General features: G+C 67.5%; 13 protein-coding genes. 12 read left to right on the top strand and 1 reads right to left on the bottom strand.

Annotated elements, in window-relative coordinates; genetic code table 11:
* Window positions 1-78: 78 nt before the first annotated feature.
* Entirely contained in the window at window positions 79-2,505 is a 2,427-nt protein-coding gene (locus ACFX4F_RS13505) for a penicillin-binding protein 1A (protein ID WP_380656087.1), read from the bottom strand.
* A gap of 217 nt (window positions 2,506-2,722) precedes the next feature.
* Between ACFX4F_RS13505 and ACFX4F_RS13500 the strand changes: the two genes are divergently transcribed.
* The 12 genes from ACFX4F_RS13500 to ACFX4F_RS13445 all read left to right on the top strand — a co-directional run bounded on the left by ACFX4F_RS13500 (window position 2,723) and on the right by ACFX4F_RS13445 (window position 16,503).
* Complete coding sequence (locus tag ACFX4F_RS13500; protein WP_032951624.1) at window positions 2,723-3,781, top strand: pilus assembly protein PilM; 1,059 nt, start codon at window positions 2,723-2,725, stop codon at window positions 3,779-3,781.
* Window positions 3,781-4,677: a PilN domain-containing protein gene (locus ACFX4F_RS13495; RefSeq protein WP_099820827.1), complete on the top strand. Its 897-nt coding sequence runs from the start codon at window positions 3,781-3,783 to the stop codon at window positions 4,675-4,677. Before ACFX4F_RS13500 ends, ACFX4F_RS13495 begins: the two co-directional genes overlap by 1 nt.
* On the top strand, window positions 4,674-5,330 hold the full coding sequence (locus tag ACFX4F_RS13490) for a type 4a pilus biogenesis protein PilO (protein WP_099820828.1): 657 nt from the start codon (window positions 4,674-4,676) through the stop codon (window positions 5,328-5,330). The genes ACFX4F_RS13495 and ACFX4F_RS13490 overlap by 4 nt, the downstream gene beginning before the upstream one ends.
* 26 nt (window positions 5,331-5,356) lie before the next feature.
* Entirely contained in the window at window positions 5,357-5,863 is a 507-nt protein-coding gene (locus ACFX4F_RS13485) for a pilus assembly protein PilP (protein WP_080150643.1), read from the top strand.
* A gap of 21 nt (window positions 5,864-5,884) precedes the next feature.
* Complete coding sequence (locus tag ACFX4F_RS13480) at window positions 5,885-7,861, top strand: type IV pilus secretin PilQ (RefSeq protein WP_380656083.1); 1,977 nt, start codon at window positions 5,885-5,887, stop codon at window positions 7,859-7,861.
* Window positions 7,862-8,114: 253 nt separating this feature from the next.
* Window positions 8,115-9,140 carry an AAA family ATPase gene (locus tag ACFX4F_RS13475; protein WP_380656081.1) on the top strand — a complete coding sequence of 342 codons (1,026 nt, stop codon included), beginning with the start codon at window positions 8,115-8,117 and terminating at the stop codon, window positions 9,138-9,140.
* A gap of 8 nt (window positions 9,141-9,148) precedes the next feature.
* Complete coding sequence (locus tag ACFX4F_RS13470; RefSeq protein ID WP_380656079.1) at window positions 9,149-10,078, top strand: DUF58 domain-containing protein; 930 nt, start codon at window positions 9,149-9,151, stop codon at window positions 10,076-10,078.
* On the top strand, window positions 10,075-10,524 hold the full coding sequence (locus ACFX4F_RS13465) for a DUF4381 domain-containing protein (RefSeq protein WP_380656076.1): 450 nt from the start codon (window positions 10,075-10,077) through the stop codon (window positions 10,522-10,524). Before ACFX4F_RS13470 ends, ACFX4F_RS13465 begins: the two co-directional genes overlap by 4 nt.
* Window positions 10,521-11,525 carry a vWA domain-containing protein gene (locus ACFX4F_RS13460; RefSeq protein ID WP_380656073.1) on the top strand — a complete coding sequence of 335 codons (1,005 nt, stop codon included), beginning with the start codon at window positions 10,521-10,523 and terminating at the stop codon, window positions 11,523-11,525. The genes ACFX4F_RS13465 and ACFX4F_RS13460 overlap by 4 nt, the downstream gene beginning before the upstream one ends.
* Window positions 11,522-13,414, top strand: coding sequence for a tetratricopeptide repeat protein (locus tag ACFX4F_RS13455; RefSeq protein WP_380656070.1), 1,893 nt, complete (start codon window positions 11,522-11,524; stop codon window positions 13,412-13,414). Before ACFX4F_RS13460 ends, ACFX4F_RS13455 begins: the two co-directional genes overlap by 4 nt.
* Window positions 13,411-15,111: a BatD family protein gene (locus ACFX4F_RS13450; RefSeq protein ID WP_380656067.1), complete on the top strand. Its 1,701-nt coding sequence runs from the start codon at window positions 13,411-13,413 to the stop codon at window positions 15,109-15,111. Before ACFX4F_RS13455 ends, ACFX4F_RS13450 begins: the two co-directional genes overlap by 4 nt.
* Window positions 15,112-15,168: 57 nt before the next feature.
* On the top strand, window positions 15,169-16,503 hold the full coding sequence (locus ACFX4F_RS13445; protein WP_380656064.1) for a dicarboxylate/amino acid:cation symporter: 1,335 nt from the start codon (window positions 15,169-15,171) through the stop codon (window positions 16,501-16,503).
* Window positions 16,504-16,584 lie beyond the last annotated feature (81 nt).

Here is a 16,584-nt window from a genome sequence, read left to right as displayed (position 1 = left end):
GGGCCCCCGGAGCCGAGCATGGGCTCGGCTCCACAAAGGGCAGTGCCAACCACCGGTTGGCACCTACCAAGCCTGGCCTCAGAAGATATCGAACGCGGCCGCGTCGGCCTGCGGGGTGCTCTGCAGGTTGAGGTCGTAGTCGGTCAGGCGGTCCATGTCTTCCACCTTCACCCACTCCACCGCACCGTTGAGGGTGGCCTGGACCATGCCGCTCGGCGGTTCGTTCTGCGCGATCGGGGTGTCCTTCAGCGCGGTGCGCATGTAGTCGATCCAGATCGGCAGGGCGGCCTTGCCACCGTATTCGCGGTAGCCCAGCGAACGGAAGTCGTCGCGGCCCACCCACACGGTGGTCACGTACGGGCCGCCGAAGCCGGAGAACCAGGCGTCACGGTGGTCGTTGGTGGAGCCGGTCTTGCCGCCCACGTCCTCGCGGCCGAGCACCTTGGCCTGCGCGCCGGTACCGCGCTGGACCACGTCGCGCATCATCGACACCAGCTGGTACGCGGTGCGGGCGTCGATCGCACGCGGTGCGGTACGCGCATCCGGATTGGCCGGTGCGGCCGGCGTTTCGGTCTTGGCTTCCGCCTTGGCGGCGGCGGTGGCGTCGACCTTGGGGGCCGGGGCGCCGAAGTTGAAGCCGTCCACCACCTGGTTCACCGGCTGGTCGCTGCTGCCGGCGCAGTCGCGGCAGGCCATCGCCGGGTTTTCCTTGAACACCAGGTTGCCATCGCGGTCGTTGACCTGGTCGATCAGCCAGGTGTCCACGCGCGAGCCGCCGTTGGCGAACACGGCATAGCCGCGGGCCACCGACAGCGGGGTCAGCGAGGCGGTACCCAGCGACATCGACAGGTTCGGCGGCAGCTCGGATTCGGCAAAGCCGAACTGGCTGATGTACTTGCGCGCGTAGTCCACGCCCATGCCATCAAGCAGGCGCACCGAGACCAGGTTGCGCGACTGCACCAGCGCTTCACGCAGGCGCATCGGGCCACGGAAGCCACCACCGTCGTTCTGCGGCGCCCAGGTCTTGCCGCGGCGGTCGCGGAACACGACCGGGGCGTCGAGCACGATCGAGGCCGGGTTGTAACCCTTGTCGAAGGCGGCCGCATAGACGAACGGCTTGAAGCTCGAACCCGGCTGGCGACGGGCCTGGGTGGCACGGTTGAACTTGTTGCCGGAGAAGCTGAAGCCACCGACCAGGGCCTTCAGTGCGCCGCTGTGGGCGTCCAGCGAGACCAGCGCGGACTGGCCGCGCGGCAGCTGGTCGAGCAGCCACTCGCCTTCCTTGGCACCGGCGCGCACGCGCACGATGTCGCCGCGCTGTACCAGCTTGGCCGGGCTCTTGTTGGCCCACTTGGCGGCACCAGCCGGCAGCACGATCTCGCTGCGGTTGGCCAGCACTACGGTGGCACTGCCGTCGGCGCCGGTGCTGGCGACGATCGCCGGCAGCAGGCCGGACTGGCCGAACATGCCGCGCAGGTGCTCGGCCAGTGCAGCGGCGTCATCGCCGGCACCCAGCTGTACCTGCTTCTCCACGCCGTGCCAGCCGTGGCGATGGTCGTACAGCAGCAGGCCGTCGCGCACCGACAGGTTGGCCGCGGTCTGCAGGGTCGAATCGATCGTGGTGGTGACGTGGTAACCCTTGTTGACCACGTCGCCGCCGAAGCGGGCGATCATTTCCTGGCGTACCAGCTCGGCCACGTACGGGGCATCGACCTGCACCGGCGGCTCGTGCGCGGTGGCGTGCATCGGCACGCCCTTGGCCGCGTCGGCCTCGGCCTGGCTGACGAACTTCAGGTCGGCCATGCGCTGCAGCACATAGTTGTCACGGCGCTGACGGGCGCGCTCCGGGTTGGAGATCGGGTTGCCCGAGGACGGGAACTTGGGGATGCCGGCCAGCGAGGCCATCTCGTCCAGGTCCAGCTCGCCCAGCTTCTTGCCGTAGTAGAACTCGGCAGCAGCGGCCACGCCGTAGGCGCGGTTGCCGAAGAAACTCTTGTTCAGGTACAGCTCGAAGATCTCGTCCTTGCTCAGCTCGGACTCGATCTTGCGCGCCAGCAGGATCTCGGCCAGCTTGCGGGTATAGCTGTACTCGGAGCTGAGGAAGAACTGGCGGGCCACCTGCTGGGTGATGGTGGAGCCACCGGGCACGCGCTTGTCGTTGGTGGTGGCCAGCAGCCACACCGCGCGACCGATGCCCTTGTAGTCCACGCCGCCGTGCTCGTAGAAGCGGGCATCCTCGGTCGCCAGGAACGCCTGCTTCAGCTTCTCCGGTACGTCCTTCATGGTGATGGGGGTACGCCGGGTCTCACCGAACACCGCCATCAGCTTGCCATCGGCAGCGTAGACGTACATCGGCTCCTGCATTTCCACGTCGCGCAGGGTCTGCACGTCGGGAAGCTTGGAAGAAACGGCGTAGTACAGGCCGCCAACGGCGGCCGCTCCGACCAGCGCCAGGACCAGGACAACAAGAAAGATCCAGCGCAGCCAGCGGCGGAGACGGGTCATCGGTGTCAGATTCCGATTGCGAATTTCGTGGTCGCAGAGTATAGATTACGCAAGGTGGCGGCTGGGGCCGGCACTGGGGAGTGCAAGGGGACGCCAGGGGCTGCGTGTTCATCCTGTGAGGGATGTCACAGCAGGGCGGTTGCCATTTGCTAAGAATACGTTATTAATGCGCGGACGCAGCTCTTGCGTCCAAGTGCCCGTCGGCAGGGGAGAAACCGTGGGGCTCATCCCAAAAAGTCAGTCGCCACTCATTGGCGTCGACATCAGTTCGACTGCGGTAAAGCTGTTGCAGCTTTCCCGTAGCGGCAATCGTTTCCGTGTGGAACATTATGCCGTGGAACCGCTGCCGCCGAACGCGGTGGTGGAGAAGAACATCGTCGAAGTGGAGGCCGTGGGAGAGGCCATCCGCCGGGCGATGAACCGTTCCGGCAGCAAGGCCAAGCTGGCCGCTGCGGCCGTGGCCGGTTCGGCGGTGATCACCAAGGTGATCCCGATGCCGGCCGACCTGGACGAGAACGACATGGAAGCCCAGATCGAGCTGGAAGCGGTCAACTACATTCCGTATCCGATCGAGGAAGTGAACCTGGACTTCGAGGTGATCGGGGCGATCCCGAACAACCCGGAAATGGTCCAGGTGCTGCTGGCTGCCTCGCGTTCGGAAAATGTGGAACTGCGCCAGTCCGCACTGGAACTGGGTGGCCTGCAGGCCAAGGTGATGGACGTGGAGGCCTTCGCGGTCGAGAACGCCTTCGCCCTGGTGGCCAGCGAGCTGCCGGTTTCGGCCGAGGGCGTGGTTGCGCTGGTCGATATCGGCGCCACCATGACCACCCTCAACGTACTGCGTGGTGGCCGCAGCCTGTACAGCCGCGAACAGGTGTTCGGTGGCAAGCAGCTGACCGACGAGATCATGCGCCGCTATGGCCTGAGCTACGAGGAAGCCGGTCTGGCCAAGCGCCAGGGCGGGCTGCCGGAAAGCTACGAGATGGAAGTGCTGGAGCCGTTCAAGGAAGCCACGGTGCAGCAGATCAGCCGTCTGCTGCAGTTCTTCTACGCCGGCAGCGAATTCAACCGGGTCGATCACATCGTGCTGGCTGGCGGCTGTGCCGCCCTTGCAGGCCTGCCGGAGATGGTCGAGGAACAGCTGGGCGTGCCGACCGTGGTCGCCAACCCGCTGGCACAGATGACCCTGGGGCCGAAGGTGCAGGCGCACGCGCTGGCCCAGGACGCCCCCGCGCTGATGATCGCGACCGGTCTGGCGCTGAGGAGCTTTGACTGATGGCACGCATCAATCTATTGCCCTGGCGCGCCGAACGGCGCAAGCAACGCCAGCGCGAGTTCGGCGTCATGCTGGGCATGGCCGCGCTGGGTGGCCTGCTGCTGTCGCTGTTGATCTGGTTCTACTACGACATGCAGGTCAGCGGGCAGAACGATCGCAACGCTTACCTGCAGACCGAGATCGACAAGGTCAAGGAGCAGAACAAGGAAATCGATCGCCTCGATGAGCAGAAGAACCGATTGCTGGCCCGCAAGGCGGTGATCGAGCAGCTGCAGGCGAAGCGCTCGCAGATGGTCCACCTGTTCGATGCGCTGGTCCGCACCATTCCCGATGGCGTGGTGCTGACCGCCCTGCAGCAGGAAGGCGACGTGCTGACCCTGGAGGGCCGCACCCAGTCCAACGCCCGGGTCTCGGCCTACATGCGCAACCTCGAAGTCTCCGGCTGGATGACCAATCCGGAGCTGGCGATCATCGAGGCGCGTGAGCCGGACAAGGACAAGGACGGGCGCGCGACCGGTCCGGTAGCCGACATCAAGGCATTGCCGTACGTGTTCAAGGTCAAGGTCAAGCTGCCCGCGCAGAGCGAGGAAGCGGCGACCACGCCGGGCCTGAACCCTGATGGCAGCGTGGCCAGCACCGCACCAGCGGCACCGACGGTCGCACCGCTCAGTGCCGGGCCCGACGCCGCGGCGCCTGCCGCTGCCGCACCACAGCCGGGGACGGCTACGGCACCGGCGGCCACGCCTGCAATGGCTCCGGCACAGGCCCCGGCACCGGCGGCAACGCCTGCGCCCGCCAAGCCTGCACCGGCCGCACCGGCCACCAAGCCTGAGGGCAGCCGCCTGGCGCAGCCACCGCAGGCCTTCCACGCCCCGCTGCAGGGGGATCGCGCATGAGCAAGAAAGTCGACATCAAGAACCTCGATTTCAACGACATCGGCAACTGGCCGAGGAACGCGAAGATCGTGTTCTGCTCGCTGATCGCCCTGGTGATCATGTTCGTGCTGTGGATGCTGCTGATCAGCGGCAAGCGCGAAGAACTGGCTGGACTGGAATCGCGGGAAACCGAGCTGCGTGCCGAGTTCACCAAGGAACAGGAACGCGCAGTCAACCTGGAACCGTTGAAGCAGCAGCTGGCACAGATGGAGCAGGTCCTGCAGCAGATGCTGCGGCAGCTGCCCAGCAAGACCGAGATGCCGGACCTGATCATCGACATCTCGCAGACCGCGCTGTCCAGCGGCCTGGCCAACGAGCTGTTCGAGCCTGAGCAGGAGCAGATTAAGGAGTTCTACGCCGAGAAGCCGATCAAGCTGCGGATGGTGGGTAGTTACCACCAGTTCGGTGCCTTCGTCAGCGGCGTGGCCTCGTTGCCGCGGGTGGTGATCCTGACCATGCACGACATCAACCTCAAGCCCAAGGACAAGACCGGCGGCAACATCCGGGCCGGTGCTTTGGAACTGTCCGGTACGGTCAAGACCTACCGCTACCTGGATGAGGCCGAGGTCGAGGAACAGCAGAAGGCTGAAGCGGGCAAGGAGGCGAAGAAGTGATCCGTTCCTTCATTGCACGTGGTGGCATGGCGTTGACGGTGCTGCTGCTGGCCGCCTGTGGCCGCGGCGTGACCAGCACGCCGGGTGATGCACCCAACCTGGAAAAGTGGGTCGAAAGCGAGCGTGCGCGACCGGCGCAGCCGCTGGAGCCGCTGCCGGTGATGCAGCAGTTCGAGACCTTCGAGTATTCCGCGCAGGGCATGCGCGATCCGTTCACCGATGCCTGGACCAATCCGCAGCAGGGGAACGGGGGGCTGCGGCCAGACCCGAACCGGCGCAAGGAGCCGATGGAAGGCTTCCCGCTGGACGCGCTGGACATGGTCGGCACCATCGGAACAGGCGCCGGCACCGTGGCGCTGGTGATGGGGCCGGACAAGGTGACCTATCGGGTGCGTCCCGGCGGTTACCTGGGGCAGAGCGACGGGCGGGTCACCGCGGTCTTCGAAGACCGCGTGGAGCTGATCGAACTGGTGCCGGATGGCGCGGGTGGCTGGCTGGAACGTCCAGCAACGCTCGCGCTGGAAGATCAATGATCGTTTACTGGGGATAGCACGATGACCTTTCACCAAGCCAAGGGGCTGCGTCCCATCCGGCGCACTACCTTGAACCGCATCAGCGCGCTGGGAGTCGCGTTGATGCTGGCCTGCGCTCCGGCGCTGGCCGCCGCACCGTCGGAAAAGCCGACCGGCACGGCGCTGGCGGCCACGCCGGCCGCTGCACCGGCAGGTCTGTCGGTCGCACGCATCGATTTCAAGCGTGGCGATGACGGCGCGGGCCGCCTGATCCTGCAGTTCGACGGCCAGGGCGCCATGCCCGACCTGCGCAGCCAGGGCAACAGCGTGGTGGTCGACGTCGGCAACGCGCGCCTGCCGGCCAACCTGCAGAAGCCGATGAACGTCACCGACTTCGCCACCCCGGTGCAGCGCATCGACGCCAAGCCGTCCGGCGCCGGCACCCAGCTGGTGCTGAGCACGGGCGGTCCGGTCGAGTCGCTGGCCTACCAGACCGGCAACGAGTACGTGGTTGAGATCAGCCCGCGGCAGGCGCAGGCCGCCGTTGGCGCAGTCACTGCCGGCAGCGTGACCCAGGCCGCCAAGGGGGTCCCGCAGCGCGGCTTCGCCGGCAAGCCGGTGACTTTCAACTTCCAGGACGTGCCCGTGCGCACCGTGCTGCAGTTGATCGCTGAAGAGTCGAATCTGAACGTGGTGGCCTCCGACTCGGTGCAGGGCAATGTGACCCTGCGCCTGGTCAACGTGCCGTGGGACCAGGCGCTGGATATCGTGCTGCGTGCCAAGGGCCTGGACAAGCGTCGTGACGGCAGCGTGGTGTGGGTTGCGCCGCAGTCCGAGCTGGCCAAGTTCGAGCAGGAGAAGGAAGACGCGCGCATCGCCATCGAGAACCGCGAAGACCTGGTGACCGACTACGTCCAGATCAACTATCACAGCGCCACGCAGATTTTCAAAGCGCTGACCGAGGCCAAGGGCATCGGTGGTGGTGGCGGTGGTGGCGGCGGTGGTGGTGGTGGCGGCAGTTCGCAGGAAGAAAGTGGCTTCCTGTCGGGCCGCGGCCGCATCGTCGCCGACGAGCGCACCAACACACTGATGATCAGCGACATTCCGAAGAAGATCGCGCGCATGCGCGAGTTGATCAGTGTCATCGACCGCCCGGTCGACCAGGTACTGATCGAAGCGCGCATCGTCATCGCCACCGACACGTTCGCTCGCGAGCTGGGCGCCAAGTTTGGTATCAGCGGCAGCCGTGACAACGTGTACTTCAGCGGTGACCTCGATGCCAACGCCAAGACCCGCCAGTCGCAGGTGGACGCAACCAGCGCGAACGCGAAGGCCGAGCGCGACTGGATCGCCGGTGGCCGCGTGGGTCCGCCGCCGGTTTCGGTCGGTTCGGCCATCACCCGCGGCCTGAACTGGAACCTGCCGGTGGCAACGGCCAGTAATCCAGGTTCGCTGGCGCTGTCGATCCTCAATGCCGGCTATCTGCTTGACGTGGAATTGTCCGCCATGCAGGAAGAATCGCGTGGTGAAGTGATTTCCAATCCGCGGGTGGTGACCACCAATCAGCGCGAGGCGCTGATCAAGCAGGGCAAGGAAATCGGCTATGTCACCATCAGTGGCGGCGGCGCCGGTGGCGTGGCCACCCCGAACGTCCAGTTCAAGGAAGTGGTTCTGGAACTGAAGGTCACCCCGACCATCACCAACGACAACCGCGTGTTCCTCAACATGGCGGTGAAGAAGGATGAGGTCGACCAGCTGATCCAGCTGCAGGGCTACGGCACGGTGCCGTCCATCAACCGCCGCGAGGTCAATACCGCCGTGCTGGTGGAAGATGGCCAGACCGTGGTGATCGGTGGCGTCTACGAGTTCACCGACCGCAACAGTGTCAGCAAGGTGCCGTTCCTGGGCGATGTGCCGTTCCTCGGCAACCTGTTCAAGAAGCGTGGCCGCAACAAGGACAAGGCCGAACTGCTGGTGTTCGTGACCCCGAAGGTCCTGCGCGTGGCCCGCCAGAACTGAGGCGTTTCACCTGCTGCATCCGACCGGGGCCGCCATGTGCGGCCCCGCGTCGTTTGCCCAGGTAGATCCACGCCATGCGTGGATGGGCGCAATGGATCCACGCCACGTCCTCAAGTAGATCCACGCCATGCGTGGATGGGCGAGTAGATCCACGCCATGCGTGGAGGCTGTTCAGCCGTTCTTGATGCCAGCAGCCGGACGGCCTGCGATGATGTGGGGAACCCGAGCCATCCTGCGCCGGTCAAAGGCCCCCATGAACCTGCCTCCGCCGATGCCCGAATCCGTTTCTCCGCCGCCTGCCCCCATCACCTCGCGCCTGCATGCGGCCTTCAGTGACCTGCGCGATGCACTGTCAGCCGAGATCGTCGGTCAGGCGGCGTTGGTCGAACGCCTGCTGATCGCCTTGCTGGCCGATGGCCACCTGCTGGTGGAAGGCGCTCCGGGCCTGGCCAAGACCACGGCCATCCGGGCCTTGGCGGCACGGTTGGAAGCAGACTTCGCGCGGGTGCAGTTCACCCCGGATCTGTTGCCTTCCGACCTGACCGGTACCGAGATCTGGCGCCCGCAGGAAGGGCGTTTCGAGTTCGTGCCGGGGCCGATCTTCCACCCGATCCTGCTGGCCGACGAAATCAACCGCGCGCCCGCCAAAGTGCAGTCCGCGCTGCTGGAAGCGATGGGCGAACGCCAGGTGACCGTCGGCCGCCACACCTACGCGCTGCCCTCGTTGTTCCTGGTGATGGCCACGCAGAACCCGATCGAGCAGGAAGGCACCTTCCCGCTGCCGGAAGCGCAGCTGGATCGTTTCCTGATGCACGTACGCATCGGTTATCCGGACCAGGCGGCCGAGTCGGAGATCCTGCGGCTGGCCCGCGAGCGTGCCCGGGGTGCGCTTGGCGAGGCCGCAGCGGCGCCGGAAAAATTGCCGATGCAGGATGTCTTCGATGCGCGCCGCGAGGTGCTGGAACTGCACATGGCCCCCGCGCTGGAGCGCTACCTGATCGAACTGGTGCTGGCCTCGCGCGACCCTTCGCGCTACGACGCCTCGCTGGGGCGCCGCATCGCGTGGGGCGCCAGCCCCCGTGGCTCCATCGCACTGGAGCGGTGCGCGCGGGCGCGGGCGTGGTTGGCAGGGCGTGATTTCGTCACCCCTGACGACGTGCGCGCCGTGGCGGCCGATGTGCTGCGCCACCGGGTCCTGCCCAGCTATGAAGCCATCGCCGAAGGCTGGGATGGCGAACGCCTGGTACAGGAACTGCTGGCCCGGGTACCGGCACCCTGAGTGCGCGCATGACCGGCACGCCCAACGGACCTGCTCCGAGCACCAGTGATGGCGATGGTCTGCGCCCGCAGCTGGCCGAGCTGGTGGCATTGCGCCGCCTGGCGCAGCGCCCGCCGCCGCCTCGTCGAGGGCGCGCGGGCAGCGCAGGCCAGGCGCCGTCGCCGCTGCGCGGACGAGGCATGGAATATGCCGAATCACGTGAGTACGTGGCGGGCGACGACGCGCGCCACATCGACTGGCGCGTCACCGCGCGCACCGGTCGCACGCACACCAAACTGTTCCAGGCAGAACGCGAGCGGGTCACCCTGATCGTTGCCGATACGTCGCCTGCGCTGTATTTCGGCACCCGCGTTCGCTTCAAGTCGGTGCAGGCGGCGCGTGCCGGCGCCGTCGCGGCATGGTCTGCGCAGCGTCGCGGCGACCGCATCGGTGCATTGCGCGGCAGTGATCGTGAGGCGCCGATCGCACCGGCCGGCGGTGCCCGTGGGGTACTGCGTGTACTTGATGCACTCACGCGCTGGTACTCGCAGCCACCGGCCGATGACCTCGGCCTGGAGCGCGCGCTGGACCATGCTGGGCGGGTGCTGCGCCCCGGCGCGCGGATGCTGGTGCTGGCCGATCCGCTGCAGGCGATCCGCATTCCGCCGGCGCGCTGGAGCGCATTGGCCCAGCATCATGACCTGAGTCTGCTGCTGCTGGTCGATCCGCTCGAGCTGCAGCCGCCTGCGGCCCCCTTGCAGTTTCTCGCCGCACAGCAGCGCATCGGCCTGGACCTGCGCCGCAGCGATGTACAGGCGCACTGGCAAGCGCATTTCGTCGAACCCCTGCAGCAGCTGCGCAGCCAGCTCGCCGCGCGTCGCGTCGATGTGCAGGTGCTTTCCACCGATGCGGCCAGCGATGCCTGGCTGGCACCGGCAGCGACGGAGGTGCCGGCATGAGTGCCTCCCTGCCACTGCGTGATGTGCAGTTGCCGGCTTCGCCCTCGTGGTGGCCGCCGGCTCCCGGTTGGCTGATGCTGATCGCCCTGATCCTGCTGCTGCTGGCGATCGTTGCTGCGGTGGCCTGGCGTCGCCGTCGCCGCCGGCAACAGTGGCTGCGTCTGTTCGATCAGGAGATCGCTGCTGTGACCGGCGAACCGTCGGAACTGGCCGCCATCGCCAGCCTGCTGCGGCGTGCGGCGCGTCAGGCACGCCCCGGCAGCGAAGCGCTGCGCGATGTCGCGTGGTGGCAGTATGTCGATCCCAGGGACACCCTTCCGGCTGCGCAGCGCAACCTGCTGGCCGAGGGGGCCTATCGTCCCCATGTGGATGCCGCCGCCGTGGCCGATGTGCGCGCGTGGGCGCGGGCGCGCTACCTGGCGTTGCTGCAGGAGCGCCGTCGATGAGCGCGCTGGCAGCTTACTGGCCCTGGCCGGATCTGCAGCTGGCGTGGCCGCTGGCGCTGCTGGCACTGCCGTTGCCGATCCTGATGTACGCGTGGAAACGGCGTGCCGATCCTGGCGCTGCGCTGCGCGTGCCTTACGCCGCTGCCGAACTGGAAGCACTGGCGGGCGGCGGCCGCGTCGGGGTTTCCTGGTTGCGCAGCGGCTTGCTGTGGTTGGGCTGGCTGGCGCTGTGCGTGGCGATGGCGCGCCCGCAGCAACTGGGTGAGGCGATCACCCCGCCACAGGAAGGCCGGCAGATGATGCTGGCGATGGACGTGTCCGGCAGCATGAGCGAGCCGGACATGGTGCTTGGCGCACAGCCGGTCGAGCGTCTGACGGCTGCCAAGGCGGTGCTGGCTGATTTCCTCGATCGTCGTGCCGGCGATCGCGTCGGCCTGCTGGTGTTCGGCGATCGTGCCTACACACTCACGCCGTTGACCGCGGATCTATCCAGCGTGCGCGATCAACTGCGCGACAGCGTGGTCGGCCTGGCCGGGCGCGAGACGGCCATTGGTGATGCCATCGCGCTGGCGGTCAAACGCCTGCGCAGTCAGCCCGAAGGGCAGCGTGTACTGATCCTGCTGACCGACGGCGTCAGCAACGCCGGTGTGCTGGAACCCCTGCGCGCGGCCGAGCTGGCACGTGCCGAAGGCGTGCGCGTGCACACCGTGGCCTTTGGCAGCGACGGTAGTGCGCGGTTCTTCGGCATTCCCGTGGCCGCCGACCGCGACCCGGTGGACGAGGCAACGCTGCGCAGGATCGCCGAGATGACCGGTGGTCGCTTCTTCCGTGCGCGTGACACCGACCAGCTGGCCGGCATCTATGCCGAACTGGACAGGCTGGAGCCGATTGCCGCGAAGGGGCCGACACTGCGTCCGCGCAACGAGCGCTATGCGTGGCCGTTGGCTGTCGCGTTGCTGCTTGGCGCGTTGGCGTGGGTATGGCCGGAGCGTCGCCGATGAGCGCCACCTTGCTGAAAATGCCCGACTGGAGCGCGTTCGATTGGAGCGCGCTGCATTTCCTGCGTCCGGACTGGTTGTGGATGCTGGCGGCACTGCCGCTGATCGTGGCGGTGGCCGTGTACCGGCAACGGCGCAGCGATGCCTGGCGGCAGGCGGTCGATGCCCATCTGTTGTCGCATTTGCTGGCTGGCGAGGGAAAGCGACGCGCGCGCCTGCCCTGGGCGTTGCTGCTGGGCTGGACCCTGGCTGCACTGGCGATGGCTGGACCCAGCTGGCGGCAGCAGGCGCAGCCGGTCTATCAGGCCAGCGCGCCGCTGGTGGTGGTGCTGGATCTCTCCAGCCGCATCACCGCGACCGACCTTCCTCCCTCGCGCCTGCTGCAGGCGCGGGCGAAGATCGGTGCGTTGCTGCGCGCCCGTCAAGGCGGGCAGCTAGGCCTGGTGGTCTATGCCGAAGACGCCTATACCGTGGCGCCGTTGACCGACGACGCGGCCAACGTGGCGCTGTACCTGGACGCGCTGGCGCCGGAGGTGATGCCGCGTGATGGCCAGCGCGCCGACCGTGGCATCGACTGGGCGGTGCGGTTGCTGCGCCAGACCGGTGCCCTGCGCGGCCAGATTCTCCTGGTCAGCGACCAGGCCGACAGCGAAGCGGTGCTTGCGGCAACGCAGGCGCGTGGTCTCGGCCTGCAGGTGTCGGTGCTGGGCCTGGGCACGCCGTCCGGCGCCGCCTACCGCGATGGTCAAGGCCAGATCGCACAGGCCGCGCTGGATGAAACCAGCCTGCGTGCCGTCGCCACCGCAGGCGGCGGGCGTTACCAGCGCATCGCCAGCGATGATCGCGATCTGCAGGCATTGGATGTGCTGGATGCCAGCGATGGCGGCGCATTGCAGCGGCCGGGGCAGGCCCGGCAATGGCAGGACGAAGGCTATTGGTTGTTGCCGCCGGTGATGCTGCTGGCACTGCTGGCATTCCGTCGTCGCGCGGTACTGGCGGCGGTACTGGCCGTGGGTCTTCTGCCCTTGAGCGGGCAGCTGCAGGCGCAGCCGCGCGCGCCGACACCTGCAGCGGCAGCGGGCACGTTGTGGGAACGTGCCGACCAGCGTGAGCACGCGCGCCTGGCCGCGGGCGTGCAGGCCTACCGTCAAGGTGATTTCGCTACTGCCCGCAAGCAGTTCGAAGGCATCGACAGCGATGCCGGCTGGTACAACCTCGGCAACGTGCTTGCCCGCCAGGGTGACTACGACGGCGCCATCGCCGCCTACGACAAGGCCCTGACGCGCCACCCGCAGATGGCCGACGCCGTCGCCAACCGCGCCGTGGTCGACGCTGCGCGCAAGCGCAAGCCGCCGTCGAACAATGACCAGGGGCAGGGCAAGGGGCAGCAGAAGCCGCAGCCGGGCCAGCAGCAGAATCAACCGGGCCAGCAAGGCCAGCAGGGCCAGCAGGGCCAGCAGGGCCAGCAGCAGAATCAACCGGGCCAGCAAGGCCAACAAGGCCAGCAGAATCAGCCGCAACAGGGCCAGCAGAATCCGCAACAAGGCCAACAAGGCCAGCGGCAACCGCAGGGCCAACAAGGCCAGCAGAACCCGACCTCTGCAGGCTCCGGCCAGCAGGGTGCGAAGCAGCCGCCGCCGCAGGCGTCCGACGCGCAGGCCCAGGCGCAGGCCGATGCCCAGCAGCGTCAGCGCATGCAGCAGGCCCTGCAGCAGGCGCGTGCTGGCGACGCCGGCAAGACGGCGGTGCGCGGTGATGGCGGCACGCCGCAACAGCGCGAGGAGCAGCAGGCCGTGGAGGCCTGGATGCGGCGCGTACCGGATGATCCGGGGGCATTGCTGCGGGCCAAGTTCCAGTTGGAAAACGAACGTAGAAAGAGGGAAGGGCGATGACAGGCATGGCGAGCAGGCAATTCCGGTGGCCTCTGCCTGTGCTGGCGATGCTGCTGCTGTGGCTGCCGATGGTGGCCATGGCGCAGACGCGCGCCTGGCTGGAACAGGAGAGCATCGCCGCCGGTGACGCGGTCACCCTGCACATCGAGACCGACGAAGGTGCACCGGACTATGCTCCGTTGAATGCCGATTTCGTGCTCAGTGCGCAGAGCAGCAATCGCCAGGTGCAATGGAGCAACGGCGGCGTCCAGCAGCGCAACCTCTATACGGTTGCGCTGACGCCGCGCCGCACCGGTACGCTGCAGGTGCCTTCGTTGCAGGTCGGCAGTGCACGCACGGTGCCCTTGGTGCTGCAGGTCAGTGATGCCGTGGTGGCCACCCCGCAGAGCAATGCCACCGCCTTCATCGAAACCGAGGTGGATGACCCGACGCCCTACGTGCAGCAGAGCGTGGGCGTGGTGGTCAGGCTGTACTTCGCCTCGCAGCTGGCGTCGGGCGAACTGGTGCTCGACACCCCCAGTGGCGCGTCGCTGCAGCGGGTGGGCGAGGACCGCAGCGACGTGCGCCAGGTCAACGGCCGACGCTACAACGTAGTCGAACGTCGCTTCCTGCTGATCCCCGAGCGCAGCGGTGCGTTGCGCCTGCCTGGCGCGCGCTTCGCCGGCCGCAGTGCCGGGGGCTTCTTCGATGACTTCTTCGGCAGCGGTGGCGATGGCCGCATGAATGCCGTCGGTGCCGAACGCACGCTGCAGGTGCAGGCGCAACCGGCGCAGGCCGTGCAGCCATGGTTGCCACTGCACAGCCTGCAGCTGCGCTACACCACCGCACCCAGCACTGCGCGCACGGGCGAAGCGGCCACCGTGATGGTTGAAGCAATCGCCAACGGCGCCACCCGGGCCCAGTTCACCGATCTGCCCGTGCCCGACCTCGGCGATGCCGCACAGGTGTTCGCCGAACCGGCCCAGTACGAGGAGACCTTCAACGGCAGCACGCCACGCCTGAAGATCACCCGGCGCTATTCGATCGTGCCGCGGCAGGTGGGATCGCTGCGTGTGCCCGGGCCGCGCGTGGCGTGGTGGAATGTGGACAGCGGCAGTGCCCAGCAGGCCAGCCTGCCGGATCTGCAGCTGGCCGTGGCGGCGGGCCGGGCCGGCGCGCCCGTGGCGCAACCCATCGATACCGATGCCGCGCTGCCGGAAGCTGCCGCACCCGCTGTTGCGTCCTCTCTTGCACCGACCGCAGCCGGTACCCGGCCGTGGCCGTGGATGGCCGCCGCGGCAGCTCTGGCCGTGCTGTGGCTGTTGACCCTGGCATGGGGATGGCGACGTGGGCGCCATGCAGTCGGCCATGCCCGTACGGCTCCCCGCCCCGGGGCCATTGCACCTGCGCCGTCGTCGCGTGCCAGCGTGGCCGAGCTGCGCCGCGCCATCGATGGCGAGGGCTTCGACCAGGTGGAGGCGCTGCTGTGTTCGATGGCGGGCGTGGAGCGTCTGGAACAGGTGATCGAGCGGCTGGCCGATCCGGCCCAGCGGCAGACCCTGCAGGCGTTGCAGCAGGCGCGCTGGGGCGGGGTGGGGGAGGTCAGCGCGCTGCGGGCACGCCTGCGCGAAAGCTTCCGTGACGGACCGCACTGGTCGGCCGCCAGCGGCGCCGTCGACACTGGGCTGCCGCCGCTGTATCCGCCGCGGCAACCCTGAACCGGCGCGGCTTGCGCGCTTTGTTAGAGTAGATTCATTTTTCGAGGAATCCCGCGCATGACAGCAGCTGCTGCCGACAAGAAGAAGTTGCCCCTGCATTGGAAGATGGGCATCGGCTTTGCGATCGGCCTGGTCCTGGGACTGATCGTGCATGCCCTGGGCGGCAGCGTCGAAGGCCTGCAGACCGGTGCCAAGTGGGTAATGGACTATGTCACCACCCCGGCTTCGGGCCTGTTCCTCAACCTGATCTTCATGCTGATCGTGCCGCTGATCTTCTCGGCGCTGATCATGGGCGTGTCGGAGATGGGCGACATCCGCGCCCTCGGCCGCATCGGCTGGAAGACGTTGGCCTACACCGTGCTGCTGTCCGGCATCGCGGTGGGTATCGGCCTGGTGCTGGTCAATCTGCTCAAGCCCGGTGCCGGCGTCGACCCGCAGGTGGCCGCGCTGATGCTGTCGGAGAACGCCGAGCGCAGCAAGGAAATCGTGGCTGGCATCCATGGCACGCCGAAGGGCATGGACATGCTGCTGTCGATCGTGCCGAGCAACGTGCTGCAGGCCGCTTCGGACAATGGCGCGATCCTGTCGCTGATGTTCTTCGCGCTGATGTTCGGTATCGGCATGGTGCTGACCGATGAGGCCAAGGTGGCCCCGCTGCGTCGCGCCATCGAAGGCGTGTTCGAGATCTCGATGACCCTGATCAACCTGGTCATCCGCCTGGCGCCGTATGCCGTGGCCTGCTTCATGTTCAACCTGGCCGCGCTGTTCGGCTTCGACCTGATCATCCGCCTGGGTGCCTACGTGGGCGTGGTGGTGCTGGCACTGGGCCTGCACATGGTGGTGACCTACGGCACCGCGGTATGGCTGTCGGGGCGTTCGCCGCTGGCGTTCTTCCGGCAGACCCAGGAGGCCACGGTGATGGCCTTCTCCACCGCCTCCAGCAACGCAACCCTGCCGACCGCGCTGCGCGTGGCCGACCAGATGGGCCTGCCGCAGCGCGTGTCGCGCTTCGTGCTGACCGTGGGTGCCACCGCCAACCAGAACGGCACCGCACTGTTCGAGGGCGTGACGGTGATCTTCCTGGCCCAGTTCTTCGGTGTCGACCTGAGCATCGGCCAGCAGATCATGGTGATGGCGGTCTGCATCCTTGGTGGTATCGGTACGGCCGGTGTGCCGTCCGGCTCGCTGCCGGTGGTGGCGATGATCTGTGCGATGGTCGGCGTCAATCCGCTGGGCATCGGCCTGATCCTGGGCGTGAACCACTTCCTGGACATGTGCCGCACCGCGCTGAACGTGACCGGCGACCTGGCCCTGACCACGCTGGTGGCCAAGGGCGAAGCGCCGGACACCCCGGCCGAGATCGCTGCCGCCGCGGCCCGTCTGGACAACTGACCCAGGCAATACCTGATCGGGGTCGGAGCCCTTTCCGCAGGAAAGGGCTCCGTGCCCGCAGCGAAGGGCCTGTTCCAGCGC

Source organism: Stenotrophomonas sp. YIM B13575 (genome assembly GCF_042787595.1).
Taxonomy (GTDB): domain Bacteria; phylum Pseudomonadota; class Gammaproteobacteria; order Xanthomonadales; family Xanthomonadaceae; genus Stenotrophomonas; species Stenotrophomonas lactitubi_B.
Note: the sequence above shows the minus strand (reverse complement) of the source record. Positions and strands in the feature narration are given on the sequence as shown.